Genomic DNA, 26983 nt, shown 5'->3' with positions numbered 1-26983 from the left:
CCGCGCCGCCCGGGCGGCGCGGATTCAACCCACACTCAGTGCAGGATCTTGGCCAAAAAGTCCTTGGCGCGATCCGACTTCGGATTGGCGAAGAAGTCTTCCTTGCGGTCGTCTTCCACGATCAAACCCTTGTCCATGAAGATCACGCGGTGCGCGACCTTCTTCGCGAAGCCCATTTCGTGCGTGACGCACATCATGGTCATGCCTTCCTGCGCGAGTTCAACCATCACGTCGAGCACTTCGTTGATCATTTCCGGATCGAGCGCCGAGGTCGGCTCGTCGAACAGCATGGCGATGGGGTCCATCGACAACGCGCGCGCAATCGCCACACGCTGTTGCTGACCGCCCGACAACTGGCCCGGGAATTTGTCCGCATGCGCGCGCAAACCGACGCGATCGAGCAGCTTCAGCCCTTTCGCCGTGGCCTCGTCTTTCGAGCGGCCGAGCACCTTTACCTGGGCGAGCGTGAGGTTCTGCACGATCGACAGATGCGGAAACAGTTCGAAGTGCTGGAACACCATGCCGACCTTGGAACGCAGCTTCGACAGATTGGTCTTCTTGTCGGTGAGCGACTGACCGTTGATGATGATCTCGCCCTTCTGGAACGGCTCGAGGCCGTTGACGGTTTTGATCAGCGTGGACTTGCCCGAACCCGACGGCCCGCACACCACCACCACTTCACCTTTTTTGACTTCCGTCGTGCAGTCGGTCAGCACCTGAAACTGACCGTACCACTTCGAAACATTCTTGATAGAGATCATCTTGCGACCTTTTTCTGAAGACCTTTGACGAGGCTCGACGCGACCACACAGATCACGAAATAACACGCGCCCGCGAACAGTACCATCTCGACATTCGTACCGTCACGGTCGCCAATATTCGTAGCGGTGCGGAAGAAGTCGGCGAGGCTGATCACGTAGACGAGCGACGTATCCTGAAACAGCACGATACCCTGCGTGAGCAGCAGCGGCACCATGGCGCGGAATGCCTGCGGCAGCACGATCAGGCGCATGGCCTGCGCGTAGTTCATGCCGAGCGCGAACGCCGCGTTGACCTGTCCGCGCGGCACGGCCTGAATGCCGGCGCGGATGATCTCCGAATAGTACGCCGCCTCGAACAGCGAGAACGCGACCATGGCCGACGCGAGGCGAATGTCGATATCCGCCGACAACCCGAGCACGTTTTGCAGCACCTGCGGCACGATCAGGAAGAACCACAGCAGCACCATCACCAGCGGGATCGAACGGAAGATCGTCACGTAGCCCTTCGCGAACCACTCGAAGGGTTTGAACGACGACAACCGCAACATGGCGAGCACGGTGCCCCAGACGATGCCGAACACGATCGCGATCAGCGTGATCTTGAAGGTGACGACGGCGCCGGTCCACAGCGTAGGCCATGCGCCCGCAATACCGCTCCAGTCGAAATGGTGCATTACTTGCCTCCGATATAGCCGGGCAACCGGGTTTTGGCTTCGACCCAGCGCATCAGTTGCATCACGACCAGATTGATCAGCATGTACGCCAGCGTGACCGCGATAAACGACTCATACGTCTGCGACGTGTAGTCGACCAGTTGGCGTGCCTGCGCGGACAGATCGAGCAGACCGATCGTCGACGCGACCGCCGAGTTCTTGAAGATATTCAGAAACTCGGACGTGAGCGGCGGCACGATGATCCGGTACGCGACCGGCAGCAGCACGTAGCGATACGTCTGCCATTGCGTGAAGCCCATTGCCAGACCCGCGGCGCGCTGGCCGCGCGGCAGCGCGTTGATACCCGAGCGCACCTGCTCGCACACGCGCGCAGCAGTGAAAAGCCCGAGACAGATGATCGACGACGAAAAGAACTGCGCGCTCGGCGGCAGTTGCTTGAACCAGTTGCCCATCGAAACCGGCAGCAACTCCGGTATCACCAGATACCAGATGAAGAACTGCACGATCAGCGGAATGTTTCGGAAAATCGCGACATAGACCGTGCCGATTCCCGACGCCCATCTGTTCGGAACCGTGCGCAGCACGCCGAACAACGACCCGACGATCAGCGCGATCACCCATGCCGACAGCGACACGGTAATCGTCACCCAGAAGCCCGACAACAACCAGCCCAGATAGGTGGTCGGCTCGCCGGTGGAGACCGGACTCAGCAAAATGCCCCAGTTCCAGTGATATGACATGACCAAGACTCCAGCAAAAAGAAACGGAAGAAGCGCGTGGCCCCTTCCGTTTCGTTCAGCGTTTCAAAAAAACAGCTAAGGTTTAATCGATTGCCTTGTCATTCGGGCTCTTGTAGAGCGCCTTGATGTCGTCGCTTTCCGGGAAGTTCAGGTTCAGGCCCTTCGGCGGAATCGGCGTTTCGAACCACTTCTTGTAGATCTGATCGGCTTCGCCCGAGGTTTCGACCTTCGCGATCGCTTCGTCGACCACCTTCTTGAATTCCGGATCGTTCTTGCGAATCATGCAGCCGTACGCTTCATGCGATTGCGGCGCGCCGACGATCACGAAATCGCCCGGATTGTTCGACTTCGCGCGTTCGCCGGCGAGCAGCGCGTCGTCCATCATGAAGGCAGCGGCGCGGCCCGTGGACAGCGTCAGGAACGACTCGCCGTGGTCCTTCGCGCTGATGATGTTCATGCCCATGCTCTTGTCCTGGTTCATCTTGCGAAGCAGGCGCTCGGAGGTGGTGCCGGCGGTCGTGACGACCGTCTTGCCCTTCAGGTCGGCCCAGTCCTTGATGCCGGAGTCTTTCTTGGTCATGAGGCGCGTGCCGATCACGAAGATCGTGTTCGAGAAGGCGACCTGCTGCTGACGTTCAGCATTGTTGGTGGTCGAGCCGCATTCCATGTCGACGGTGCCGTTCTGCACCAGCGGAATACGGTTTTGCGACGTGACCGGCGTGAGCTTCACCTTCAGGTTCGGCATGTTCAGCTTCTGCTTCACCGCCTCCACCACTTTCAGGGCGAATTCCTGCGAGTAGCCGATAACGTTCTGCTTGTCGTCGTAATACGAAAACGGGATCGACGATTCGCGATGACCCAGCGAAATCACGCCCGTGTCCTTGATCTTCTTCAGCGTACCGGCGTCTTGCGCGTGCGCGCCAACCGTAAACAGTCCGAGAGTCGCGAGCAGCAGCGCAGCTTTTTTAACCTTCATTTTTGATCTCCTTGGCAAGAACCGGCGCCAGTTTAGCAAAGTAATTATTCTGAAAGTATCGCTATAAACCATGTTGTTGCGTGGCCGCCGCTAACGCTTCGCGGCGCTTCGGCCGGTCGGTCAACCTTTCCGCCTATGCGAAGGCGGGCGGCATCGTATCGATGCCGCCCGCCGGGCCAGACACGCCGTCTTGTGGACCGCGTTGAAGCGAGGATGAGCGGCGGACCCGTGCGATAGCGGAGCCGCCGTTTGACACGGAAAAATCAGGGATACAGGCCGCGCAGTTCGCGCGCTTCCAGAATCCGCTTACACGCGACGATAAACGCCGCGGTCCGCACGGACACCTTTTGCTCGCTCGAAACCTGCCACACCGCAGCGAACGCTTCGCGCATCACACGCTCCAGACGCTGGTTGATCTCGTCTTCCGTCCAGAAGAAGCTCGAGAAGTCCTGCACCCATTCGAAGTACGACACGGTCACGCCGCCGGCATTGGCCACCACGTCCGGAATCACGAGGATGCCGCGATCGTGCAGGATGTCGTCCGCCGCCGTGGTGGTCGGGCCGTTGGCGCCTTCCACGACGATCTTCGTCTTGATCTTCGCCGCGTTCTTTTCGGTGATCTGATTTTCCAGCGCGGCCGGGATCAGAATGTCCGATTCGGCGGTCCAGAATTCTTCGTTCGACACGGCGTCCGCTTCCGGGAAACCGCCCACGCCGCCGTGCTTGGCCACGTAGTCGAGCAGTGCGACCGCGTCGATACCCGTCGATTTGTACAGCGAGCCAGTGTGATCCTGCACCGCGACCAGTTTCGAACCCGCTTCCTGGAACAGACGCGCCGCGATCCCGCCCACGTTGCCGAAGCCCTGCACCGCGATGCGCGCGCCTTCGATGTCCACACCGATACGGCGTGCGGCTTCCGAGGCCACCACGAACACGCCGCGGCCGGTCGCCTCGCGGCGGCCGAGCGAGCCGCCCAGCGTGATCGGCTTGCCCGTCACGACGCCGGTGGCCGTTTGGCCCTGGTTCATCGAGTACGTGTCCATCATCCACGCCATGATCTGCTCGTTCGTGTTCACGTCCGGCGCGGGAATGTCGGTATTCGGTCCGATGATGATGCCGATTTCGCTGGTGTAGCGGCGCGTCACGCGCTCGAGCTCGCCGCGCGACAAGGTGCGCGGATCGACACGGATGCCGCCTTTGGCGCCGCCGTACGGCACGTTCACCGCAGCATTCTTCACCGACATCCACGCCGACAAGGCCATCACTTCCGACAACGTCACGTCCTGGTGGTAACGCACGCCGCCCTTGCCCGGACCGCGCGACACGTTGTGCTGCACGCGATAGCCTTCGAAGTGGGCGACCGTGCCGTTATCGAGTTCGATAGGCACGTCGACGATCAGAATGCGCTTCGGGCGCTTCAGGGTTTCGAGCCAGCGGGACAGGGAGCCGAGGTACGGCGCGACGCGATCGACCTGGCGCAGGTAGTTGCCCCACGGGCCGAGATCGTCTTTATTCAGGTAGGAAGGAACCGACTGCAACGTTGCTGCGGATTGTGCGAGTTGTGCTGCCTGTTGCTGGGATGACATGAACGCTCCGGCGTTGATCGAATGACAGCATTGTCGAAAAACGCCGTTTTGAAATCCAATGCCGTTTCCTTATCCGATTATGTTTTTTTTGCATAACCATCAAGAAGCCGTTATTTCATGTCGTAACGGGGCAGGATTTCAGGCCGCACCCTGCGTCAGTTCGTCCGCCACCACGTCCCACAATTGACGCACGAGTATCTGTCGCGCATCGTCGCTCTTCGCCGCGAGCTTGTCGCGATACAGGCGAATTTCCATGGTCAGCGTGAGCTGGCCCTCGGGTGTGCCGCGGGAGGCGCGGTCGAGACGGATCAGCTTGCCGTCGGCGACCGCGTCTTCCACCGCGCTGTGCGGCAGGAAAGCGATGCCGTGGCCGGCCAGCGCCATCGCCTTGAGTCCTTCGGCCATGTCGGTTTCATAGAGCCGGTCGAGATACAGACGCTCCGGCGCGTTGGCCAGGATCACTTCGGTCATGCGGCCCAGATAGGCGTTCGGCGTATAGGACAGATACGGCGTGGGCGCCTCCGCGGTGCCCGGCAGTGTATGACGCGGCCGGCCGGCGCGGCCGGGGGCCGAGAACGGACTGATCGGCTCGATGCCGAGCGTCAGCATGTCGTAGCGGCCTGGATCGAGCGCGACCGGATGGCTCGGATGGTGATAGCCCATCATCAGATCGCAGCCGCCTTCCACCAGCGACAGCGCCGCATCGTGCACGTTCAACGCGCGCAGGCGGGTGTGGATCGGGCCCATCTGCGCCTCGATACGCTGCAGCCAGCGCGGAAAGTAAGTCAGCGACAGCGTGTGCGGGACCGCGAACTCGATGGTCGCCTGCGGCGTCGCCGTATGGCCGCGCAGCAGCGCACGGGCCTCGTGGAACTGCGACAGCATCGCGAGCGCCTGTTCGTTGAACACCTGGCCGGCCGCCGTCAGCCGTGTCGGGTAAACCGAACGGTCGATCAGTTCCGTGCCGAGCCACGCTTCGAGCGCCTGAATCCGCCGCGAGAATGCCGGCTGCGTCACGTGCCGCAACTCGGCGGAACGGCTGAAACTACGTGTTTCCGCCAGCGAAACGAAGTCTTCGAGCCATTTCAGTTCCATACGGGCCTGCCACCAGCGGAGGGAAAGTCAGCATTCTAGTTGCTGTCGCGAAGCGGACCGTTGCGACGCAGCGCGATCCGGGCATGCCCGCCCGCAAAATCGGATTACGCCGATAGGCCATGGCGCGGTCAGTCTATATCTTGCCTCGGGCGATGCGAGGCACCGCGATCGGACGCGGCAATCACAGCGCCTTGAACGACGCCGCCGCGAGCAAGACCGCCGGGCACCGTTTCGAACCGCAGCACGCCGCAGCCACGCAACGCCACTATCAACAACGCCCCTTCCCGCCATGTCGCCACTCGTTTCCATCATCACGCCGACGGCCCATCGCGAAGCGCTGCTGCCGGCCATCGCACGCTGCGTCCTGAGCCAGCAGGTCGAGTGGGAATGGCTGGTGCTCGACGACAGCCCCGAGCCGAGCGCCTGCATGCGGGCACTGGCATCGCAAGACGAACGCATTCGCTATTTTCATTCGCCCGTGCGCATGTCGATCGGCGCGAAGCGCAACCATCTGCTCGGAGAGGCGCGCGGCTCCGTGATCGCGCATTTCGACGACGATGACCACTACGCCCCGCATTACCTCGCGCACATGATCGGAACGATGCAGGACAACGGGGCGGACCTCATCAAGCTGTCGGGTTTTTTCATGTATGCGCCGCACACGCGATTCTTCGGCTACATGGACCTGAACGCGAAGGTGGGGCTTCACTATGAGTTGAGCGGCCGCTCGGTCAGCCACATCGAATTCCACGAGAAGATGCAGATCGGCGCGGACTTCATCCTGTTCTACGGTTTCTCATATGTGTACGACGCAGCGCTCGCCGCCGTGTCGGCCTTCGACGACATCGATCTCTACGAGGACGAGCGCTTTATTCGCCGCGTGGTCGACGCCGGGCGCAAGGTCATCGCGGTGGATGACCCGCGCGCCAGTTGCCTGCATCTGGTCCATCCCGCTTCGACCTCCCGGTGCTTTTCGCGCTATTCGATGCCGTCGTTCATTCTCCCCACGCTGTTTCCCGGCTACCAGGGCTACCCGGCCTAAGCGCCGCGGGCCTGCCACGGGAAATCGGGGCTGTCGGCGTCCGGTGGTAAAATTCGCGTTTTCCCGCAGTTTGTTCCGCGTTTTCACCCTTGCGCTTTGCCCTCACCCGGCCCCCATCATGTCCGACACTCGCCCCGACACCCTGTTCGCGCTGAACGCGCTCTCCCCGCTCGACGGCCGTTATGCCTCGAAAACCGAAGCCTTGCGCGACTGGCTCTCGGAAGCCGCGTTCATGCGCAATCGCGTGACGGTCGAAATCCATTGGCTGATTGCGCTCTCGCACGCCGGTTTCGCCGAAGTGCCGCGTTTCTCCGCAGCCTCCGAACAATTCCTGCTGCAACTGGCCGAGCGCTTCACCGCGCACGACGCCGCGCGCATCAAGGACATCGAGCGCGTGACGAACCACGACGTGAAAGCCGTCGAGTACTGGCTGAAGGAATCGGTCAAGGGTCAGGAAGAACTGGAACGCGCGAGCGAGTTCATCCACTTCGCCTGTACGTCGGAAGACATCAACAACACCTCGCACGGGCTGATGCTGGCGGGCGCCCGTGAACACGTGATCCTGCCGGCGTTGCGTTCGGTGCATCAGCGCCTCGTGGCGCTGGCGCACGCGCACGCCGATCAGGCGATGCTGTCGCGCACGCACGGCCAGCCGGCCAGCCCGACCACGCTCGGCAAGGAAATCGCCAACGTGGCCGCGCGCCTGGAACGCGCGATCGACCGCATCGCGAAGGTCGAACTGCTCGGCAAGATGAACGGCGCGGTCGGCAACTTCAACGCGCACCTGTCCGCGTATCCGGAGTTCGACTGGGAAGCGTTCTCGCGCGAAGTGGTCGAGCAACGCCTGAAGCTCACGTTCAATCCGTACACCATCCAGATCGAACCGCACGACTACATGGCGGAGCTGTTCGACGCCGTGTCGCGCGCCAACACGATCCTGCTGGATCTGGACCGCGACGTGTGGGGCTATATCTCGGTCGGTTACTTCAAGCAACGCACGAAGGCCGGTGAAATCGGTTCGTCCACGATGCCGCACAAGGTCAACCCGATCGACTTCGAAAACTCCGAAGGCAACCTGGGCCTGGCGAATGCCACGCTGCGCCATCTCGCCGACAAGCTGCCGGTGTCGCGCTGGCAGCGCGATCTGACCGACTCGACGGTGCTGCGCAATATCGGCGTCGCGTTCGGTTATTCGCTGCTTGCGTACGACTCGCTGATCCGCGGCCTCGATAAGCTCGAAGTGAATGCGCAGCGTCTGCACGAAGACCTGGACAACTGCTGGGAAGTGCTGGCTGAGCCGGTGCAAACGGTAATGCGCCGCTACGGCATCGAAAACCCGTACGAACAGCTGAAGGAACTGACGCGCGGCAAGGGCATCACGCGCGAAGCACTGCAAACGTTCGTCAGCGGTCTGGCGATTCCGCAGGACGCGAAAGATCGTTTGCTCACCATGACGCCGGCTTCGTACATCGGCAAGGCCGCTGAACTGGCAAAACGGATCGCCTGATCCGCTTCAACCGCTTCACACCTCGTTAGGCGACGCATAAAAAAACCGCTCCATCGGAGCGGTTTTTTTCATCTGCAGCAACCAGCCCAACTCACTTCCGCGCTTCGACCTGGACCAACACGCTCTCGACGATCTCTTCCGGCGACAGTTCGATGCTCACTGTGATCGCCTCATCGGCGCCCGGTTCTTCGAGCGTATCGAGCTGGCTTTGCAGCAGCGACGGGTCGAAGAAATGGCCCGTGCGCGTGGTCAAACGCTCCTCCAGCACTTCACGCGAACCCTTGAGGTAGACGAAGCACACGTCCTTGTCGCCGTCGCGGAGAATGTCGCGATACGAGCGTTTCAGCGACGAGCACGTGAACACCGCCGTCTCGCCTGCTCTCTGCTTTTCCTCGATCGCGGCGCGGATCGTGTTCAGCCACGGCCAACGGTCTTCGTCCGTCAGCGGAATGCCGTGGTGCATCTTCTCTTTGTTGGCGGCGCTGTGAAACGCGTCGCCGTCGGTGAACGCGCAGTGCAGGCGCTCCGCCAGCATTTCGCCAATTCTCGTCTTGCCGGCGCCCGACACGCCCATTGCGATCAAAATCATCAGAAACTCCTTACACGACCGTCGCGAGTGCGAAGGTCAAACCCAAGCCCATCAGCGAGATGATGGTTTCGAGCAGCGACCATGTCTTGAAGGTTTGCCCCACCGTCATCCCGAAGTATTCCTTGATCAGCCAGAAGCCGCCGTCGTTCACGTGCGAAAAGATCAGCGAACCCGAACCCGTGGCCAGCACCAGCAGTTCCGGCTCGACATGCACGCCGCTAGCCGAAGCGATCGGGGCAACGATGCCGCACGCCGTGGTCATCGCGACGGTCGCCGAACCCGTGGCCAGACGAATCAAGGCGGCCACCAGCCAGCCGAACAACAGCGGCGACAGATGCATGGCGGTTGCCACATTGACGATTTCCTTCGAAATGCCGCTATCCATCAGCACGCGCCCAAAACCGCCCCCCGCGCCGACGATCAGCGTAATGCCCGCGATCGGCGCGAGACAGTCGCCGCAGAACTTCTGGATCTGCTCACGATTGAAACCGCGGCTCGCACCGAAGGTCCAGAAGCTCACCAGCACCGCGATCAGCAGCGCGACGTCCGAGTTGCCGACAAAGCGCAGCAAATCGTTCGGCAAGGTTTTCGGCGTGGAGATCAGATCGGCCCAGCTTCCCACCAGCATCAGGATCACCGGCAGCAGGATCGTGAGCAGCGTGACGCCGAAGCTCGGCAGTTCGCGCTTCGGCGCGGCGTTTTTGGCTGCCTCATCGTGACCGAGAAATTGCGCGGCGAGCGCGTTGTCTTTCGGCAGCTTGATATAGCGGCTGATCAGCAACGCGAACAGCGGGCCGGCGACGATCGCAGTCGGCACCCCGACGATCAGCCCATAGGCGATGGTTCTGCCGATATCCGCGTGATACGCCTGCACCGCGAGCATCGCGGCCGGATGCGGCGGAAGCAGCCCGTGCACGACGGACAGGCCCGCCACCATCGGCAAGCCGACCAGCAGCAGCGACTTGTTGGTGCGCTTGGCGACGTTGAACGCGATCGGAATCAACAGCACGAAACCGACTTCGAAGAACACCGGCAAGCCGACGATGATCGCCACGATCATCATCGCCCAGTGGATGTTCTTCTCGCCGAAGAAGTTGATCAACGTGGTGGCGATGCGCTCGGCGCCGCCGGATTCGGCCATCATCTTGCCGAGCATGGTGCCCAGACCGACCACGACGGCGATGTGCCCGAGCGTATTGCCGTTACCCGTTTCGAACGACTTGACGATGGTCGCCATCGGCATGCCGGACGCGAGACCCAGCAGCAGCGACACGATAATCAGAACGAGGAACGGGTAAACCTTGTAGCGCGTGATCAGCAGGATCAGCAATGCGATGGCGATCACCGCGAAGACTAGCAGCGTGCTGCCGTGGACAGCTTCCATGAAGCTCCTCCTTTGCGTTATTGATTCTGAGTACGGAACGACGGCCGGCACCTTGTCTCACGGCGACCTGCGCGGCGCCTTGAAACCGGGCTGACCGCGCGGACGCTGAATTCTACTGTGTGTTGCCTGACAACGGGCAGCGCTTGCGTGCACATGTCGAAAAGGAGCCTCGCCGCGACAGCTCAAGTGGCTGCATCGACGAGGCTCCTTCGCATGTGCCCCGATAACGGCTTAAAGTGCGCGCCGTTTCAACTCAGTGGGCGGGCGCGGCCAACTGGCTCGCGGCGCGCGCCAGACGCGTGACCTCTTCCCAATTGTGCGCAGCGAGCGCCGCTTTCGGCGTGAGCCACGAACCGCCGACGCACACGACGTTCGGCAGCGACAGGAAAGTCGAAGCCGACTCGGCCGTGATACCACCGGTCGGGCAGAATTTCAGATTCGGAAACGGGCCGTAAAAAGCTTGCAGCATCGGCACGCCGCCCGCCTGCTGGGCCGGGAAAAACTTCACGATCTCGTAGCCGAGTTCGAGCGCCGTGATGATGTCGGTCGGCGTCATCACGCCCGGCAGCAGCGGCAAGCCCGCGTCCTGTGCGGCCTTGTGCATGTCTCTGGTCAGGCCCGGCGAGACGCCGAACTGCGCGCCCGCCTTTTTAGCCTGAGCGCAGTGCTCGGGTTTCGTGATCGTGCCGACGCCGACCACGATGTCTTCCGCCAGTTGGCTCGCGCGTTCAATCGCTTCCAGCCCGGCCGCCGTGCGCAAGGTGATTTCCAGCACCTTCACGCCGCCCGCATGCAGCGCCCGCGACACCTGTTCACCCTGTTCGACCGAGTCGAACGCGAGCACCGGAATCACCGGGCCGAGGCGCACGATATCGCTTACTGTTTTCGACGTCATAGTCAGACTCCTTGTTCTGCAGCGCTTAGCTGGCTTGAGTGGTGCTTGTGTGTTTTGCCGTGTGAGCTTTGGCCGCTTCGCCGTGATGCGCCGAACGCTCGCCCACCATCGCGCCGAATACCGACGCACCCTGCTCCGCCGGCGCCGCCGCCGCGCGGAACACACCGAACAGTTCGCGGCCGAAGCCGACTTCGTTTTCCGCCTGATGCAGCGGCTGGGCGTTCGGCCGCGCGGCCCATTGCGCCGCGTCGATCTCGATGTCGAGCACGCCGGCTTCGGCATCGATCACCAGCATGTCGCCCGTGCGCACCTTGCCGATCGGCCCTTGCAGCAACGCTTCCGGCGACAGGTGAATCACCGCCGGCACCTTGCCCGACGCGCCGGACATACGGCCGTCGGTCACCAGCGCGACGTGGAAACCTTGATCCTGCAACACACCGAGCAGCGGCGTCAAACGATGCAGCTCAGGCATGCCGTTTGCGCGCGCGCCCTGGAAGCGCACCACGGCAATGAAGTCGCGCTTCAGCTCGCCTTTGTCGAACGCTTCCTGCACGGCTTCCTGCGAATCGAACACGATCGCCGGTGCCTTCACCTTGCGATGCTGCGCCGCGACCGCCGAAATCTTGATCACGCCGCGGCCGAGCTTGCCCTGCATCAGACGCAGGCCGCCGTCCGGCTGGAACGGCTCCTTGATGCCGCGCAGCACGGCCGTGTCTTCGCTGTTTTGCGCGCCCGGCACCCACTGCAGCTTGCCGTCGATCAGCTTCGGCTCTTCGGTGTAGTGCTTGAGACCCTTGCCCGCGACCGTGTTGACGTCCTCGTGCAGCAAGCCGCCTTCCAGCAGATTGCGCACCAGGAACGCCACGCCGCCGGCCGCGTGGAAGTGGTTCACGTCGGCCTTGCCGTTCGGATAGATCTTCGCGAGCAGCGGCACCGCTTGCGACAGCGCGTCGAAGTCGTCCCAATCGATCACGATGCCCGCCGCGCGAGCAATCGCCACCAGGTGCAGCGTGTGATTGGTCGAGCCGCCCGTCGCCAGCAAGGCGACGATGCCGTTGACGATCGCCTTCTCGTCGATCACATGGCCGATCGGCGTGTAGTTGCCGCGCTCGACCGTCAGATCGAGCACGCGGCGCGCGGCCTGCGCGGTCAATGCGTCGCGCAGCGGCGTATGCGGATGCACGAAAGCCGAACTCGGCAGATGCAGTCCCATCAGTTCCATCAGCATCTGATTGCTGTTGGCCGTGCCGTAGAACGTGCAGGTGCCGTGGCTGTGATACGCGGCGGCTTCCGCTTCGAGCAGCGCGTCGCGGCCGCACTGGCCGGTGGCGAATAGCTGGCGTGTCTTGGCTTTGTCGTCGTTGGACAGGCCGCTGCCCATCGGGCCGGCCGGCACGAAGATGGTCGGCAGATGGCCGAACTGCAGCGCGCCGATCAGCAGGCCCGGCACGATCTTGTCGCAGATGCCGAGGCACAGCGCCGCGTCGAACATGTTGTGCGTCAGCGCGACGGCCGTGCTCATCGCGATCACTTCGCGCGAGAACAGCGACAGTTCCATGCCCGCGTTGCCTTGCGTGACGCCGTCGCACATGGCCGGCACACCGCCCGCGAATTGCGCGACGCCGCCGTTTTCACGCGCGGCCTGTTTGATGATGTCCGGGTAGTTTTTGTACGGCGCGTGGGCCGACAACATTTCGTTGTACGCGGACACGATGCCGATGTTCGGCTCGCGAATCTGCTTGATGACGAGCTTGTCGTTGCCTTCGAGCCCGGCGAAACCGTGGGCCAGATTGGCGCACGAGAGCGCGCCGCGCGCCGGAAACCGGCCTTGCGCCTGTTCGATGCGGGCCAGATACGCCTCGCGCGTGGGCTTGCTGCGCTCGACCACGCGTTGCGTGACCTTCAACAATTGCGAATGCGGGGAAACCATCGGAGCTCCTTCGTCGCTGGCGTGAGGCGGGCGCGCACTGTGCCAGGTAGGTATCGCGGGGATGTCGGATCAGTTGACGACGCCATCTTAGTAGAAAAACTACACGATCGCAACGACGAACGCTGCTGCGCTGCCGCATAGAGAAACGGCCCGAAAGGCCCAACCCGCCTTGATTCTACGTACCGCACCCATAACCTAGGGAATACACCTACGGCACGAAATGTAGTTTTTGTACCTATCCATCACCCTCCATCAATCGGATATAGTCCACGCATTCTTCAGCATAGTGCGAGTTTTCCAATGATGCTGTCCCAGGTGGAAGAGATGCGCGACCAGTTGCGGCCATCCGAGCGCAAACTGGCCGACTACGTGATCGAGGCGCCGCGCGAAGTGCTCGATCTGTCGATGACCGAAGTAGCCGCCCGCGCAGGCGTGAGCCAGCCAACCATCGCGCGGTTTTGCCATGCGCTCGGCTTTTCGGGGTTTCGCGAGTTCAAGATCCGGCTTGCGCAAGGCATTGCGTCGGGTGTGCCGACCGTCTATCGGGACGTGCGGCCGGACGAGGGCGCGCCCGGTCTGATCGCCAAAGTCTTCGACCGCACCATCGGCACGCTGATCGAGGTGCGCAACAGCCTGTCGCCGGATAGCGTCGAAGCCGCCGTCGAACTGCTGGCGAACGCGGCGCGCATCGAGTTCTACGGAGCGGGCGGCTCCGGGATTGCCGCGCAGGATATTCAGCACAAGTTTTTCCGGCTCGGCATGCCGAGCGTCGCGTACTCCGATCCGCATACCTATTCGATGTCGGCGGCGCTGCTCGGACACGGCGACGTGGTGGTCGCGGTATCGAATACCGGCCGCACCCGCGACATCATCGAAGCCGCGCGTTCGGCGCTTGCCCGTGGCGCGAAAGTGATCGCGATCACGCATGGCAGCTCACCGCTCGCGCGGGTCGCGTCGATCTGTCTGTTCTCGAACGTGGTCGAGGAAAACGATGTGTTTTCGCCGATGACATCGCGCATGTCGCATCTGGCGATCGGCGACATTCTGGCGGTCGGCGTCGCGCTCAAGCGCGGGCCCGAACTGGTGGAGCGGGTGGGACAGGCGAAAGGCGTGATCGGCCGCTTGAGGGTCGACGACGAGGGTTGATGCGTTCGATATGAAAAAGACCTGCGCGGTGGCAGGCCTTTGTGGTCGAGCGATGCGAGCCGCTGGTTACTCCGCGAGTACGCGAACGTCCACGCGGCGGTTTTGCATGCGGCCTTCCGCCGTCGCATTCGACGCCACCGGATCGGCGCTGCCCAAGCCTCGTGCGACGAATTGCCCGGCGCGCAGGCCGCCGTCACGCAGGTATTGCACGACAGCGGCGGCCCGCGCCTGGGAGAGGTTCAGGTTATGTGCTTCCGAGCCCGTCGCGTCGGTATAACCTACCACCGTCACGCGAGGCAGGTTGACGCCCTGATTCAAGCGCAGGAAGTCGTCGAGGTTTTTCTTTGCAACGGGGCTCAGCACCGCGCTATCCGTCGCGAAGTTCGCGTTGCCTTGCAGCAGGAGGCGAACCTGCGGCGCCACCTGTTTTGCTTGGGGCTGCGCAGCCGGCGGTTGCGGAACCGGCTGTTGTGAAGCCGCCTGCGGAGCCTGTGGCGGCGCCGGCTGAGCCACAGCCGGTGTGCCGCACATGAAGGTCAATTCGCGCGCGTCTTTCTTCGGCGCGCCGTCGCTTACGCGATCAACGGCTTCGAGCCATGTCACCGGTTGATTCTTGCAGGTCTGCCCAGCCACACGCACGCAACTCTTCGGGCTTTCGAAGAGTCCCTCGCAGCTGACCCGATAAATCGGCGCCTGCTGGTTCGGCACGCTCACTGCGTGAAGCGTATAGGTGGGGCCCGACTGCGTGGTGCACGCAGCAAGGAACGTCACAAACGCGCCGAGCAGCAGCACGCGCGGCGACTTAAAAAGAGTTGGGTTCATTTTCAGGAATTCAGTCGATCGAAGCGGCGCTCTTGCCGCGTGTGCCGCGGACAGGAGCGCGCTTGCAGTTAAGTCAAAGCAGACCAGGCTGACGGACGAGGCTCACGCCCCGTCCGTCATGGCGCTTACCACTGGTAGGAAGCCCCCACGCCCACCGTCGTGCCTTGCGAGCTCGTGCCCGCGCCGGCCTTCATCTTCAGGTTCTGGGTGATGCGTGCCGAGATGCCGAGCGCCACAGCCTGCGAGCCCTTGTACGAGCCACCGCCGACACCGACCGCGATCGTCTTGCCTTGATCGACGTCCGGAATCATCGTCAGCGCCGTAGCGGCCGCGATACCGGCGTACGCATTCTTCGCGACCTGGTTCACGCCGTTCTGCACCGCGTTGATCTGCTGGTCGGTGTAGTCCTTCGCCGACGTACCGGCCGGCAGATTGCCGACCGACGCGCCGATCGCCTCGTTCAGCTGGCCGACGTTGACGGCGTCGGTAGCAGTCGTACCGGCCGCGACGTTGGTGATCTGGCGTTCACTGCCCGCCGAGCCCACCGACACCGTGTTCGCACGGTCCGCCACCGAGTTCGCACCCAGCGCCACCGAATTGGCCGCGCTCGCCTTCGCGTTCGCGCCCATTGCCGTGGCATGCGTGCCGCTGGCCATTGCGGCGTCCGTGTCATGGTTCCCGTCGGCTGCGAACAGCGGGTTGCCCCCCGAATTGATGATATTCGTGACGTTGGAGATCGCCGCGTTCATCTGGCTGACGTTGACCGCGTCGTCAGCGGCCGAGCCTGCCGCCACGTTGTGGAGCTTCGTGCCGCCCGCTACACCGTTACCCATCGTGACGCTGTTGTAGTTGGCCGAGCCGTCCGCGTTGTGGTCGTACGTGACGGCGGCGTTGGTCGTGCCATCCGTATTGATCACACCCGACGCCTTCAACTGCGCGACGTTCACCGCATCCGTGTCCGCCGTACCGGCCGCCACGTTCGTGATCTGGCGCTCCGCACCGGCCGCGCCCACCGACACCGTGTTGGCACGATCAGCCACCGAGTTCGAACCCAATGCCACCGAGTTCGCTGCCTGCGATTGCGCGTTACCGCCGATTGCCACCGATTCCGCACCCTTCGCCAGCGAGTCAGCCAGGGTCGAGTTCACGTGCACGTACATGACGCCGCTACCCGTGGTGATGTTGTTCAGCGTGCTGTTGATCGTGCTGATGTCGGTGGTGTTCTGCGTCACACGGTTGTCGAGGTTGCTGATCGCGTCGCCCGCATTGTGCACGGTCGTGCCGTTCACCACGTAGGACGGGGCCGAGATCGAGCCATCCGTGTTGACCGTCGAACCGCCGCCGATCGCATCCGCCACGCTCTGCGATACGCCGTAGAGCTGCGAACCGTTCACCGCATCCGCGCTCGTCGCGTTCACTGCGCCTGCGGCCACACCCGTCAGTTGACGCGCGCCTGCGGTGCCCGTGAAGTCGACCAGCGTACCGTCGGTGGCCTTTGCGACCGTGATGTTGCGCGTCGTTGCGTCCTGTTGCACCAGGCCCACCGAACCGATGTTCATGTTGTTCGTCAGGTTGGTGATGTCCGTGGTGTTCCGCGTCACCTGCTGGTTGGTTGCGAACAGTTCGCTGCCGTTGACCGCATCCGTGCTCGTCGCGCTCAGGCGGCCAGCCGCCACGTTCGTGATCGTGCGCTCGCTACCCACTGTACCCACGCTCACCGTGCTCGACGGAGCGATGCCTGCGAACGTGTAGGTGATGCCGCCGATCGTCGTGCCGGAGGTTGCCACCGCCGTTGTCGTCGTCGAACCTGCGCCGAGTGCCACCGCGCCGGCGTTGGTTGCCTTCGCGCCGTTGCCCAGTGCGATTGCGTCAGCGGCGGATGCCACCGCTGCCGGGCCGGCTGCCAGGCTGTTGGTGCCTGTGGCCGACGAATCCGCCAGCGTCGAATTCGCGTGGAAGTACTTGACGCCGCCACCGTTGGTGATGTTGTTCACCGTGTTGCTGATGTTGGTGACGTTCCCCGCGATGTTCGTGACGTTGTTGCTCAAGGTGTTCACGTTGTTGTTGATCGTGTTCACCTTGGCGTCTTCGGACTGCAGCTGACTCACGTTCACCGCATCCGTGGCCGCCGAACCGGCCGCCACGTTCGTGATGCGACGCTCCTTGCCTGCTGCGCCCACCGACACTTCGCCATTGGCCGCCGACGCGATACCCGACAGCGTACCCGTACCCGGGTTGTAACCCGCAGCCGACAGGTTCGCCGTCGTCGTCGAGTTCGAACCCAGTGCCACCGAGTTCGCTGCCGTCGCCTGGGCATTGCCGCCGATCGCCACTGCATCCGTGCCTGTCGCCGAAGAATCCGCCAGCGTCGAGTTAGCGTGGAAGTACTTGATGCCACCACCATTGGTGATGTTGTTCACCGTGTTGCTGATGTTGGTGACGTTCCCCGCGATGTTCGTGACGTTGTTGCTCAGGGTGTTCACGTTGTTGTTGATCGTGTTCACCTTGGCGTCTTCGGACTGCAGCTGGCTCACGTTCACCGCATCCGTCGCAGCCGAACCGGCTGCCACGTTCGTCACACGACGCTCGGCTCCTGCCGAGCCCACTGACACTTCACCGTTTGCCGTCGAAGCCGTACCCGACAACGTCCCAGTACCCGGGTTGTACCCCGCTGCCGACAGGTTCGCCGTCGTCGTCGATCCGTAGCCCAGCGCAACAGAACCCGTGGTCGACGCATTCGCGCCCTCGCCGATGGCAGTGGAGTTGGTTGCGGAGGCTTGAGTGAAAGCACCGACTACGGTGGATTGGTCACCGCTGGCCGTTGACTGCGAACCTAACACTGTCGTGTAGTTACCCGACGCCAAAGCAGCGTCGCCAATCGCAGTCGTTGCCCAGTTTGTTGCTTGTGCCCAAGTACCCACGGCAGTTGCTTGCGAGGTACTATCGTCGGACCGGCCAGCGACAGATTGATAGCCTATTGCGACGTTTGCTCCTGGACTGATGCTATTTGCACCCCATGCCATTGCTCCTCCTCCAATCGCAATGGCACCGTACGAATTGCTTCTAGGGGTAGAAACCGTCGTCGCGTTACTCCCAAGCGCAACATCCCAGCCTCCACCAGTAGTCGCGCCCGCGCCTACGGCCTCCGACGTTGAGCCTCCGTTCGCCGTGCCACCATCCAGTGCTCCCGCGTTCGCCTGCATTGAAGCAAAGCCTCCTACCCCGGCTGCCAGTAGCACCGCCAAGCTTGCTTTCGTGCTTTTACTCTTCTTCCCCCGCGCCTTCGCCACTTCGGGTGCCGCGACATACGTCCCGGTCGTTTCATTCCACACGGTTTTGTACGACTTGTTCACAATCCTGCCTATTTAAGATGAGGTGACCCATTCGGCGCAGCACTGTCGCCTCGGAGAGAGGCGCTCCAGACATCCAATCGCAACCCATAGCATGGTTAAAACAACTGGGGAAAATGAGAATTTTCTCTTCAATCTCATTAATGCCTGCGGCGATATCGCAAAGATAAAGGCAGCCGAATAGGGGTTGAATAGGATTTGTCTCAAATCATTCGGCTATAAGTGCGCGTGTCCGAGTTAATCCACGCGCCGTACTGACGGCGATTTACGCTGCGCTCAAGCGTCGCAGCCAAGTATCGCTGCGACGGCGCTATAGCGAGCTGCCTACGTACTTGAGGTAAGCGGAAAGGTCGAAGAAGGAAAGGCAGCAGCCGCCGCTAAAGTACTCGAGACATCAAAAACAGACAGATTGAGAATTGTCTTATTTTAATTAAATAAAAAAGACTAATATTTTTACAAATACTGCCAACCAACGAAAATCATTCATGAAACTATCGCTTGGCAGCAAACACGAGAAAAACGATCGCACGGCACCCGACAACCTGGCTGGAACAGTGAGATCCAATACTCCCCCAACTCAATTTATTGAGATTAACGAAATGAAATCCGTTATTCGCCCCACGTTCGGCGCCTTATTACTTTGCTTGACGATTTCGCCTGCATTTGCAGCAGACCAGGATGAAACAACGCTAAAGGCATTGGAACAGACCTGGATCACCGCGATCACCAACACCGACCGGAGTACGCTCGACAAACTGCTCGACGATTCTTTCGTGGAAACCGCACCTAACGGCACGCGTCGGAGCAAGTCCGACCTTTTGCTGGCGCCGCCACCGCCGCCCGGTTCAACCCAAACGCTGATGGATATGGATGTAAGAGTAAGTGGTGACACAGCCGTAGTCACGGGCATCAACCATTTCAGACGCAATCCGGCTTCCCAGCCGGCGGACTATTCGTTTACGGACGTGTTCGTCCGCAAGCCGGAAGGCTGGCGAGTCATCTCCTCACAAATGGTTCGCAGATGAGCACAGAGATGTCGGCCTGCACACCGCCGTCGGCAACTTGAAACCCATGAGAAGCGCGACGTCGATCGCGCTTTTTTACCGTTGCTGGAACGTACCGGCTAATGTCTCAGTGCGCGGCCGCAACAATGGCTACATCCGCTTTCTCATTTGACACCTTACGCGTCGCAACTTCGCGCGATTTCGTGCGCTCGTCAGACCGCTTGATTTCCTGCCCCGCCTCCGCCAGCAGTTTCGCCGCAGCGCTCGCCGTAATGCGTCGATGCGCGATACCACGCGCATCGAGCGCAATCACCTCATACAACTCGCGGTCGCATTCCACTTCGCGCTCATATTCCTCGCACGTCTCCACCAGCAACTCGAGCAGCACTTGCCGGCTGCGTCGTTCGTGGTTCGTCAGTGCAGGATTCCTATATATCGAGGTCGCAAGCGTTGCCAGCCGGTTGAGTTGAGTCAACTGCCGTTCACACGAACCGAATGCCGACAGTGCAAGCTTTTCATACTGCAACGCATCGACTGGCGGGCGCGAGACGGGTTTGGTGTTCTTTCCGATTTTGCTCATGGTGCGATCTCCTAAGACTTGACTGGATCGCCCGACACTCGCTTGCAAGGAGGGTGAGCGGGCATGTAGCGAAGTTGACAGACCGGGCTTGAAACAATCCGGCGAGCCTTGCGGCTCCTCCACCACAGCCCGCCCATAGAAAATACAGACGTGCAGAGATAGACGCACGACCCGCCTGGACGGGTGTGCGGTTTCAAGCGCGAGCTGTCAAACTCGACCATCGGTTGGTGCCAATGGTGCGGAAATTATAAATCAGCCCACACACGCTTTGGCCGTCCCAATATAGCCTCACAACCGCCCTGGCCGTTCAGCCTAAGACAACACGTCGCACCTCAACACCAACAATAAAAAAAGGCAGTCTGCCGAATCCGGCAAACCGCCCTTCTACGAATCCAAACCTGCAACCCAACCAACGCAGCAACCGTTCGCGCACGCGTGAGTTAAAACGGCTTGATCACCACCAACGCCACCGCCGCCAACATCCCCAGCACCGGCAACTCATTAAACATCCGATACCACTTATCCGACCGACGATTCTCACCGCGCTCAAAAGTCCGCAGCAGCACGCCGCAATACGCGTGATAAACGATCAGCAACACCACCACGCCGACCTTCGCGTGAATCCACCCCTGCCCGCTGCCGATGCCAATCACCAGCCACAGCCACAGCCCGCACGCGAGCGCTGGCACCGCGATAAACGTCATGAAGCGAAACAGCTTGCGCGCCATCGTCAACAGCCGCGCTGTTGCGGCGGGTTCCGTTTCCATCGCCAGATTGACGAAGATGCGCGGCAAATAGAACAGGCCGGCGAACCACGAAGCAACCAGGACGATATGAAACGTTTTGACCCAAAGCATCGGCGATCCTTGTACAGCGTATTGGCGTAAAGAGAAGCGCGCGCATCAGCGCGCTTCTACGAAAGACGAGCCCGAGAAGCCGTCCTTATTGACGGCCTTCGCCGTGCCCGAGCACGACGTACTTCATCGACGTCAGCCCTTCGAGTCCCACCGGACCACGCGCATGCAGCTTGTCGTTCGAGATGCCGATCTCCGCGCCCAGACCGAATTCGAAACCATCGGCAAAACGCGTCGATGCGTTGACCATCACGCTCGCCGAATCGACTTCGCGCAGGAAGCGCATCGCGCGATCGTGGTCTTCGGTGACGATCGCGTCGGTGTGCTGCGAGCTGTACTCGTTGATGTGCTCGATCGCCGCATCGAGATCGTCCACCACCTTGATCGCCAGCACCGGCGCGAGATATTCGGTGCGCCAGTCTTCTTCGGTCGCATCGACGAGCGGACCCACGCCCGCATCCGCCAGCACCGCGCGCGCCGCGGCGTCCACCCGCAGTTCGACTTCCTTGTCGCGATACAGCTTGCCCAACGGCGGCAGCACTTGAGCCGCGATACCGCGCGCAACCAACAGCGTTTCCATCGTATTGCAGGTGCCGTAGCGGTGCGTCTTGGCGTTGTCGCAGACGGTCAGCGCCTTGGTCAGATCCGCGCGATCGTCCACGTACACATGGCAGATGCCGTCGAGGTGCTTGATCATCGGCACGCGCGCTTCGTTCATGAGCCGCTCGATCAGGCTCTTGCCGCCGCGCGGCACGATCACATCGACGTATTCGGTCATGGTGATCAGCTTGCCGACCGCCGCGCGGTCCGAGGTGGCCACCACTTGCACGGCGTCCTGCGGCAAGCCGGCGGCTTCCAGACCTTCGCCGATCAGCTTCGCCAGCGCCGTATTGCATTCGAGCGCTTCGGAACCGCCGCGCAGAATGGTGGCGTTGCCCGACTTGAGGCAGAGCGCCGCGGCGTCGATCGTCACGTTCGGACGCGATTCGTAGATGATGCCGATCACGCCGAGCGGCACGCGCATCTGACCGACCTGGATGCCGCTCGGCCGGTACTTCAGATTACTGATCTCGCCGATCGGATCGGCCAGCGCGGCGACTTGCCGCAGACCTTCCACCATCGTCTTCAGCGCTTTGTCCGACAGCGTCAAACGGTCGATGAACGCGGCGTCGTGGCCTTTCTCGCGAGCCTTGGCCACGTCGCGCGCATTCGCTTCTTTCAGCGAGGCGGCGTCGCGCTCGATCGCCTCGGCGACGGCTGCAAGCGCGGCGTTCTTCGCCGCCGTCGACGCCCGCGCCATTGCCCGCGATGCCTGGCGGGCGCGACGGCCGAGGTCGGTCATGTACTGGTCGATATCCATGGAAATTCTCGTGGTGCCGCGCACGTCGAGGTGCGGCGGACGGACAGAATGAGCGAATGATTCAGCGATTGTAAGTCGGGCGAAGGCGCTTTGCTTGCCGGCGGGGCGGGTTGCGATCAATGCCCGCGCACGGTGACCGTAGCAGGCTTGCCGGCTCACTCGCGCTTCACGAGCGACTCACCAGCGCCCTCACACGTTGCCGGTTAGCCTGGCGTTGCCGTTCAGGCCGGCCTTCGTGCCGGTGCAGCAGTCCCGGCCCGAGGTCGTGGCGGCGGCACGGGCGCCGTTTTCGGCGAAGCCACCGTCATGGCGAGTTCAAACAAACCATCCCACGGATCAGGCGGAGGATCGTTGCGATGATTGCCCGGCGTGCCGCCCGACAAACCCTTCACCTGTCGATCGAGCCGCGCCGCCAGCGCAAGCGCCTTTTCCAGCGTGCCTTCGCTGACACGCGACAAGGCCGGCCCGATCAACCGTTCACGCGGACCCCACACGCGGTTCTCGCGCACCAGCATGGCAAGCGGCTTGCCGGCCGCGACGCCACGTTTGATCCGCAGCAGCGTGCGGACTTCTTCCACCACCGCCCACAGCACCAGCACCGCGGCCTCGCCTTCGCCGCGCAAGCCGTCGAGCATGCGCGACAGGCGGCCGACGTCGCCGGCCAGCATCGCTTCGTTCAGCTTGAAAACGTCATAACGGGCGACGTTGAGCACGGCGTCCTGAACCTGCTCGAAGCTCAGCGACCCGGCCGGATACAGCAGCCCGAGTTTCTGGATTTCCTGATGCGCGGCGAGCAGATTGCCCTCCACACGCTCGGCGATAAAAGCCAGCGCGCGCCGCCCTTCTTCACCGGCCGCCACGCGTTGTCCCTGCGCCGCGAGCCGCTGGCCGACCCAATTGGGCAACTGCGCGCGCTCGACCGGATCGATTTTCAACGCGACGCCGGCATCGGACAACGCCGTGAACCACGCCGACTTTTGCGTGGCCGCATCGAGTCGCGGCAGCGTGATCATGGTGAGCACGTCGTCATTCACGGCGGCGGCCAGCGCTTTCAGCGCGTCCGCGCCTTCCTTGCCGGGCTTGCCCGACGGAATGCGCAACTCGACCAGTTGACGGTCGCCGAACAGCGACATCGACTGGCTCGCGCCCAGCAGCGAACTCCAGTCGAAGCCGCGCTCCACGGTGAACACCGAGCGATCGGTGAAGCCGGCCGCGCGCGCGGTGGCGCGAATCCGGTCGCACGCTTCCTGCGCGAGCAGGTGCTCGTCGCCGTACACGACGTACAGTCCGGCGAGTCCCTTGGCGAGATGCGCTTCGAGCGCGTCAAGTCGCAGTTGCATGGCTACCGATCGGCGAGGTTGAACAGGTGCGGCACATTGAACGAAGCACGACGCTCACAGCGGCGGCGGCGGCAACGGCGCGCGCGGCGCAATCGACGGCACTTGCTGGTCCGGGGTCGGATGCATCGTGCGCACGACCGACAGACGGCGCGTGAGCTGGTCGATCGCGTCGTTTTCCATGTCGGCGAAGAGAATTTCGGCTTCCGCCGATTTCGCCTGCGAATACTGATCGCTATAGGTCATCGCGCGGTTCAGCGCGATCACGCTCGGCGGAATCAGCAGCGTGCCGTCCTTGGCCGTCAGCGAATAGGTCATGGACAGATTGATTGCATATTCTTCGACCGCGCCCAGCGAGTTCAGCGTCAACGTGCTGGTGCCGCGGCCTTCGGTGATCTGCAACGTGGCGTCGGCATTCGCGACCGAAGTGACCACGACCGTGTCGCTGCCGCCTTGCACGATACGCGTCAAGCGCGCGGCCGCCGCTGGGGAACCGCCGGCGATAAAGAGGCGTTTGAATGCGTAGTCCTGCTGTCCGCGCAGCTGGAAGCCGCAGGCGGACAACATCAGCACGCTGCAAGCCAGCGTCAAAAACGATCTGCGAGTCACATTGGCTCCTGGTTCGCAGTAGATTCCGCAGCGAGAGACAGGCGCCGCCGCACGCGGCGGCGTCCTGTTGCTGTCATGGCTTCGTTGATCCTCACACCACCACGTTCACGAGGCGACCCGGCACCACGATGATCTTCTTGGGCGCCTTGCCTTCGCTGAACTTCGCGACCATCTCGTGAGCGGCCGCGAGCTGTTCGATCGCTTCACGCGAGGCGTCTTTCGCCACCGTGATCGCGCCGCGCACCTTGCCGTTCACCTGCAGCACGAGTTCGATCTCGGACTGCTCCAACGCCTTCTCGTCGACCTTCGGCCACGGCGCGTCAAGCAGCGAGCCGAGTTCGTCGGCGAAACCGAGTTCCTGCCACAGCTGGAACGTGAGGTGCGGCACGACCGGATACAGGACGCGCAGCATCACGCTGTACGTTTCGCGCAGCACGGCCGGGCGGGCGCCCTTCGCGCTGTCGAGCGCGTTGAGCATCTTCATCGCGGCGGACACCACCGTGTTGTATTGCAGACGCTGATAGTCGAAGTCGGCCTGCTTCAGCACGCTGTAGATCTCGCGGCGCAAGACTTTCTCGACGTCGCTCAGTTGCGCGGCGTCGAACGTGCCGCCCTCACGCAACGCGGCTTCGTTGGTCTGGCTGAAGCTCCACACGCGGCGCAGGAAGCGGCTCGCGCCTTCCACGCCCGAACCGGACCATTCGAGCGACTGCTCGGGCGGTGCGGCGAACATGACGAACAGACGCGCGGTGTCCGCGCCGTGCTGATCGATCAGCAATTGCGGATCGACGCCGTTGTTCTTCGACTTCGACATTTTCTCGACGCCGCCGAGCACCACCGGCTGGCCGTCCGCGTTGAGGATCGCGCCGACCGGGCGGCCCTTGTCGTCGAACGAGACGGTCACGTCGGCCGGGTTGTACCAGGTCTTCTTGCCCGCTTCGTTTTCACGATAGTAGGTTTCGTTGAGCACCATGCCCTGCGTCAGCAGATTCTTGGCCGGCTCGCCGAACTTGACCAGACCGAGGTCGCGCATCACCTTCGCCCAGAAGCGCGAGTACAACAGGTGAAGAATCGCGTGCTCGATGCCGCCGATGTATTGATCCATCGGCGCCCAGTAGTCGGTGCGCTCGTCGACCATGGTTTTCGCATCCGGCGACGCGTAGCGGTAGAAGTACCACGACGAATCGACGAAGGTGTCCATCGTGTCGGTTTCGCGTTTGGCCGCGCCGCCGCAGGTCGGGCAGCTGCAGTTCACGAACGCTTCGGACTTGGCGAGCGGATTGCCCGTACCGTCCGGCACGAGGTCTTCCGGCAGCACCACCGGCAGATCCTGTTCCGGCACCGGCACGTCGCCGCAAGTCGGGCAGTGGATGATCGGAATCGGCGTGCCCCAGTAACGCTGACGCGACACGCCCCAGTCACGCAGACGCCACGTGATCTGCTTGTCGCCGAGGCCGAGTTCCTTCAGGTCCGCGGCGATCTGGTCCACCGCTGCTTCATAGCCAAGGCCGTCGTATTTGCCGCTGTTGATCAGCGTGCCGGTCTTCTCGCCGTACCATTCCTGCCAGGCATCGGTCGAGTATTCCTTGCCTTCAACCGCGACCACCTGCTTGATCGGCAGACCGTATTTCTTCACGAACGCGAAGTCGCGCTCGTCGTGCGCCGGCACGCCCATCACGGCGCCTTCGCCGTAGCTCATCAGCACGTAGTTGCCGATCCACACTTCGACCTGTTCCTGCGTCAGCGGATGCGTGACGTAGAAACCGGTGGCCATGCCCTTCTTTTCCATGGTCGCGACGTCGGCCTCGGCCACGCCGCCGCGCTTGCATTCCTCGATGAAGGCCTGCAGTTCCGGCTTGTCTTTGGCGAGGCGCGTGGCGAGCGGATGCTCGGCGGCAATTGCGCAGAAGGTGACGCCCATGATCGTGTCGGCGCGCGTGGTGAACACGCGCAGCAGTTTCTGTTCACCGTCGATCTCGTACGGGAAGCCGAAGTTCACGCCGAAGCTCTTGCCGATCCAGTTCTGCTGCATGATCTTGACGCGCTCAGGCCAGCCGAGGCCTTCGAGGTCGTTCAGCAGTTCGTCCGCGTACTGCGTGATGCGCATGTAGTACATCGGGATTTCGCGCTTTTCGACCAGCGCGCCCGAACGCCAGCCGCGGCCGTCGATCACCTGCTCGTTGGCGAGCACGGTCTGATCGACCGGGTCCCAGTTGACGGTGCCGGTTTTCTTGTACGCGATACCCTTTTCGAGCATCTTCAGGAACAGCCACTGGTTCCACTTGTAGTAATCCGGGCTGCAGGTCGCGACTTCGCGCGACCAGTCGATCGCGAGGCCCATCGACTGCATCTGCTTCTTCATGTAAGCGATGTTGTCGTAGGTCCACTTGGCCGGCGGCACGTTGTTGGCCATCGCGGCGTTTTCCGCCGGCATGCCGAACGCGTCCCAACCCATCGGCATCAGCACGTTGTAGCCGTTCATCCGCAGATAGCGGTACATCACGTCGTTGATCGTGTAATTGCGCACGTGACCCATGTGCAGCTTGCCCGACGGGTACGGCAGCATCGAGACGCAATAGAACTTGGGCTTGTCGGTGACTTCCGTCGTCTTGTACGCGTCGATGGCGCGCCATTGCCCTTGCGCGGCGGATTCGACGTCGGAGGGAACGTATTTTTCGTGCATGGTGTGATGGGATCGCTGGGTTCGGTGCTTTCGCACCGGGCCTGGTGCTCTGCTGGATG

Annotated in this window: 22 protein-coding genes; 4 read left to right on the top strand and 18 right to left on the bottom strand. The window is 62.2% G+C overall.

The annotated features are described in order from the left end of the window. Positions 1–35: 35 nt before the first annotated feature. The 6 genes from CJU94_RS08160 to CJU94_RS08135 form a co-directional block, all read right to left on the bottom strand. Positions 36–761, bottom strand: a complete 726-nt coding sequence (locus tag CJU94_RS08160) for an amino acid ABC transporter ATP-binding protein (RefSeq protein ID WP_007180417.1) — start codon at positions 759–761, stop codon at positions 36–38. Next, positions 758–1435 (bottom strand): glutamate/aspartate ABC transporter permease GltK, encoded by a 678-nt coding sequence (gene gltK / locus CJU94_RS08155; RefSeq protein WP_095418255.1) that lies wholly within the window; start codon positions 1433–1435, stop codon positions 758–760. Before gltK ends, CJU94_RS08160 begins: the two co-directional genes overlap by 4 nt. Then, positions 1435–2175: an amino acid ABC transporter permease gene (locus CJU94_RS08150; RefSeq protein WP_095418254.1), complete on the bottom strand. Its 741-nt coding sequence runs from the start codon at positions 2173–2175 to the stop codon at positions 1435–1437. Before CJU94_RS08150 ends, gltK begins: the two co-directional genes overlap by 1 nt. Positions 2176–2257: 82 nt before the next feature. After that, positions 2258–3151 (bottom strand): glutamate/aspartate ABC transporter substrate-binding protein, encoded by an 894-nt coding sequence (locus tag CJU94_RS08145; RefSeq protein ID WP_095418253.1) that lies wholly within the window; start codon positions 3149–3151, stop codon positions 2258–2260. A 263-nt stretch (positions 3152–3414) separates the two neighbouring features. Then, positions 3415–4737 (bottom strand): Glu/Leu/Phe/Val family dehydrogenase, encoded by a 1323-nt coding sequence (locus CJU94_RS08140; RefSeq protein WP_095418252.1) that lies wholly within the window; start codon positions 4735–4737, stop codon positions 3415–3417. A 138-nt stretch (positions 4738–4875) separates the two neighbouring features. Next, positions 4876–5832: a LysR family transcriptional regulator gene (locus CJU94_RS08135; protein ID WP_095418251.1), complete on the bottom strand. Its 957-nt coding sequence runs from the start codon at positions 5830–5832 to the stop codon at positions 4876–4878. A gap of 289 nt (positions 5833–6121) precedes the next feature. Between CJU94_RS08135 and CJU94_RS08130 the strand changes: the two genes are divergently transcribed. Together CJU94_RS08130 and purB are read left to right on the top strand one after the other, a co-directional pair. Beyond that, positions 6122–6874, top strand: coding sequence for a glycosyltransferase family 2 protein (locus tag CJU94_RS08130; protein WP_095418250.1), 753 nt, complete (start codon positions 6122–6124; stop codon positions 6872–6874). Positions 6875–6992: 118 nt separating this feature from the next. Continuing rightward, on the top strand, positions 6993–8381 hold the full coding sequence (gene purB, locus CJU94_RS08125) for an adenylosuccinate lyase (RefSeq protein ID WP_095418249.1): 1389 nt from the start codon (positions 6993–6995) through the stop codon (positions 8379–8381). 91 nt (positions 8382–8472) lie between these two features. Here purB and CJU94_RS08120 read toward each other — a convergent pair whose 3' ends face one another. The 4 genes from CJU94_RS08120 to edd form a co-directional block, all read right to left on the bottom strand. Beyond that, a complete protein-coding gene (locus CJU94_RS08120; protein WP_095418248.1) occupies positions 8473–8970 on the bottom strand; it encodes a gluconokinase in 498 nt (165 codons plus the stop codon). Between the two features lie 10 nt (positions 8971–8980). Next, positions 8981–10354 carry a GntP family permease gene (locus CJU94_RS08115; protein ID WP_095418247.1) on the bottom strand — a complete coding sequence of 458 codons (1374 nt, stop codon included), beginning with the start codon at positions 10352–10354 and terminating at the stop codon, positions 8981–8983. 253 nt (positions 10355–10607) lie between these two features. Then, positions 10608–11249, bottom strand: coding sequence for a bifunctional 4-hydroxy-2-oxoglutarate aldolase/2-dehydro-3-deoxy-phosphogluconate aldolase (gene eda, locus CJU94_RS08110; protein ID WP_095418246.1), 642 nt, complete (start codon positions 11247–11249; stop codon positions 10608–10610). Between the two features lie 25 nt (positions 11250–11274). Then, a complete protein-coding gene (gene edd, locus CJU94_RS08105; protein ID WP_095418245.1) occupies positions 11275–13179 on the bottom strand; it encodes a phosphogluconate dehydratase in 1905 nt (634 codons plus the stop codon). Positions 13180–13479: 300 nt separating this feature from the next. Between edd and CJU94_RS08100 the strand changes: the two genes are divergently transcribed. After that, positions 13480–14325, top strand: a complete 846-nt coding sequence (locus tag CJU94_RS08100; RefSeq protein ID WP_095418244.1) for a MurR/RpiR family transcriptional regulator — start codon at positions 13480–13482, stop codon at positions 14323–14325. Positions 14326–14391: 66 nt separating this feature from the next. On the opposite strand, the gene CJU94_RS08095 is transcribed toward CJU94_RS08100, so the two are convergent. Continuing rightward, positions 14392–15147, bottom strand: coding sequence for an OmpA family protein (locus CJU94_RS08095; RefSeq protein WP_095418243.1), 756 nt, complete (start codon positions 15145–15147; stop codon positions 14392–14394). Between the two features lie 125 nt (positions 15148–15272). Continuing rightward, positions 15273–18386 carry a YadA-like family protein gene (locus tag CJU94_RS08090; protein ID WP_425272191.1) on the bottom strand — a complete coding sequence of 1038 codons (3114 nt, stop codon included), beginning with the start codon at positions 18384–18386 and terminating at the stop codon, positions 15273–15275. Positions 18387–18982: 596 nt separating this feature from the next. Between CJU94_RS08090 and CJU94_RS08085 the strand changes: the two genes are divergently transcribed. Next, positions 18983–19522, top strand: coding sequence for a nuclear transport factor 2 family protein (locus CJU94_RS08085; RefSeq protein WP_244220929.1), 540 nt, complete (start codon positions 18983–18985; stop codon positions 19520–19522). Between the two features lie 106 nt (positions 19523–19628). On the opposite strand, the gene CJU94_RS08080 is transcribed toward CJU94_RS08085, so the two are convergent. The 6 genes from CJU94_RS08080 to leuS all read right to left on the bottom strand — a co-directional run bounded on the left by CJU94_RS08080 (position 19629) and on the right by leuS (position 26924). Further along, positions 19629–20081 (bottom strand): hypothetical protein, encoded by a 453-nt coding sequence (locus tag CJU94_RS08080; RefSeq protein ID WP_095418241.1) that lies wholly within the window; start codon positions 20079–20081, stop codon positions 19629–19631. A 440-nt stretch (positions 20082–20521) separates the two neighbouring features. After that, positions 20522–20938, bottom strand: a complete 417-nt coding sequence (locus CJU94_RS08075) for a CopD family protein (protein ID WP_095418240.1) — start codon at positions 20936–20938, stop codon at positions 20522–20524. An 85-nt stretch (positions 20939–21023) separates the two neighbouring features. Beyond that, positions 21024–22295, bottom strand: a complete 1272-nt coding sequence (locus CJU94_RS08070) for a glutamate-5-semialdehyde dehydrogenase (RefSeq protein WP_091799142.1) — start codon at positions 22293–22295, stop codon at positions 21024–21026. A 221-nt stretch (positions 22296–22516) separates the two neighbouring features. Continuing rightward, on the bottom strand, positions 22517–23635 hold the full coding sequence (gene holA, locus CJU94_RS08065) for a DNA polymerase III subunit delta (protein WP_095418239.1): 1119 nt from the start codon (positions 23633–23635) through the stop codon (positions 22517–22519). Positions 23636–23689: 54 nt separating this feature from the next. Next, on the bottom strand, positions 23690–24241 hold the full coding sequence (locus tag CJU94_RS08060) for an LPS-assembly lipoprotein LptE (RefSeq protein ID WP_095418238.1): 552 nt from the start codon (positions 24239–24241) through the stop codon (positions 23690–23692). Between the two features lie 91 nt (positions 24242–24332). Next, positions 24333–26924 carry a leucine--tRNA ligase gene (gene leuS / locus CJU94_RS08055; protein WP_095418237.1) on the bottom strand — a complete coding sequence of 864 codons (2592 nt, stop codon included), beginning with the start codon at positions 26922–26924 and terminating at the stop codon, positions 24333–24335. Positions 26925–26983: the final 59 nt, after the last annotated feature.

The sequence above is a fragment of the Paraburkholderia aromaticivorans genome, assembly GCF_002278075.1.
Taxonomy (GTDB): Bacteria; Pseudomonadota; Gammaproteobacteria; order Burkholderiales; family Burkholderiaceae; genus Paraburkholderia; species Paraburkholderia aromaticivorans.
Note: the sequence above shows the minus strand (reverse complement) of the source record. Positions and strands in the feature narration are given on the sequence as shown.

What these genes read in the sequence shown, in the direction of transcription:
- CJU94_RS08160 (WP_007180417.1), bottom strand. Translation starts at nt 761, where the DNA reads ATGATCTCTATCAAGAATGTTTCGAAGTGGTACGGTCAGTTTCAGGTG.
- edd (WP_095418245.1), bottom strand. Translation starts at nt 13,179, where the DNA reads ATGGTTTCCCCGCATTCGCAATTGTTGAAGGTCACGCAACGCGTGGTC.
- CJU94_RS08075 (WP_095418240.1), bottom strand. Translation starts at nt 20,938, where the DNA reads ATGCTTTGGGTCAAAACGTTTCATATCGTCCTGGTTGCTTCGTGGTTC.
- CJU94_RS08115 (WP_095418247.1), bottom strand. Translation starts at nt 10,354, where the DNA reads ATGGAAGCTGTCCACGGCAGCACGCTGCTAGTCTTCGCGGTGATCGCC.
- CJU94_RS08080 (WP_095418241.1), bottom strand. Translation starts at nt 20,081, where the DNA reads ATGAGCAAAATCGGAAAGAACACCAAACCCGTCTCGCGCCCGCCAGTC.
- CJU94_RS08145 (WP_095418253.1), bottom strand. Translation starts at nt 3,151, where the DNA reads ATGAAGGTTAAAAAAGCTGCGCTGCTGCTCGCGACTCTCGGACTGTTT.
- CJU94_RS08120 (WP_095418248.1), bottom strand. Translation starts at nt 8,970, where the DNA reads ATGATTTTGATCGCAATGGGCGTGTCGGGCGCCGGCAAGACGAGAATT.
- eda (WP_095418246.1), bottom strand. Translation starts at nt 11,249, where the DNA reads ATGACGTCGAAAACAGTAAGCGATATCGTGCGCCTCGGCCCGGTGATT.
- CJU94_RS08130 (WP_095418250.1), top strand. Translation starts at nt 6,122, where the DNA reads ATGTCGCCACTCGTTTCCATCATCACGCCGACGGCCCATCGCGAAGCG.
- CJU94_RS08085 (WP_244220929.1), top strand. Translation starts at nt 18,983, where the DNA reads ATGAAACTATCGCTTGGCAGCAAACACGAGAAAAACGATCGCACGGCA.
- CJU94_RS08100 (WP_095418244.1), top strand. Translation starts at nt 13,480, where the DNA reads ATGATGCTGTCCCAGGTGGAAGAGATGCGCGACCAGTTGCGGCCATCC.
- CJU94_RS08095 (WP_095418243.1), bottom strand. Translation starts at nt 15,147, where the DNA reads ATGAACCCAACTCTTTTTAAGTCGCCGCGCGTGCTGCTGCTCGGCGCG.
- purB (WP_095418249.1), top strand. Translation starts at nt 6,993, where the DNA reads ATGTCCGACACTCGCCCCGACACCCTGTTCGCGCTGAACGCGCTCTCC.
- CJU94_RS08140 (WP_095418252.1), bottom strand. Translation starts at nt 4,737, where the DNA reads ATGTCATCCCAGCAACAGGCAGCACAACTCGCACAATCCGCAGCAACG.
- CJU94_RS08135 (WP_095418251.1), bottom strand. Translation starts at nt 5,832, where the DNA reads ATGGAACTGAAATGGCTCGAAGACTTCGTTTCGCTGGCGGAAACACGT.
- CJU94_RS08150 (WP_095418254.1), bottom strand. Translation starts at nt 2,175, where the DNA reads ATGTCATATCACTGGAACTGGGGCATTTTGCTGAGTCCGGTCTCCACC.
- holA (WP_095418239.1), bottom strand. Translation starts at nt 23,635, where the DNA reads ATGCAACTGCGACTTGACGCGCTCGAAGCGCATCTCGCCAAGGGACTC.
- leuS (WP_095418237.1), bottom strand. Translation starts at nt 26,924, where the DNA reads ATGCACGAAAAATACGTTCCCTCCGACGTCGAATCCGCCGCGCAAGGG.
- CJU94_RS08070 (WP_091799142.1), bottom strand. Translation starts at nt 22,295, where the DNA reads ATGGATATCGACCAGTACATGACCGACCTCGGCCGTCGCGCCCGCCAG.
- gltK (WP_095418255.1), bottom strand. Translation starts at nt 1,435, where the DNA reads ATGCACCATTTCGACTGGAGCGGTATTGCGGGCGCATGGCCTACGCTG.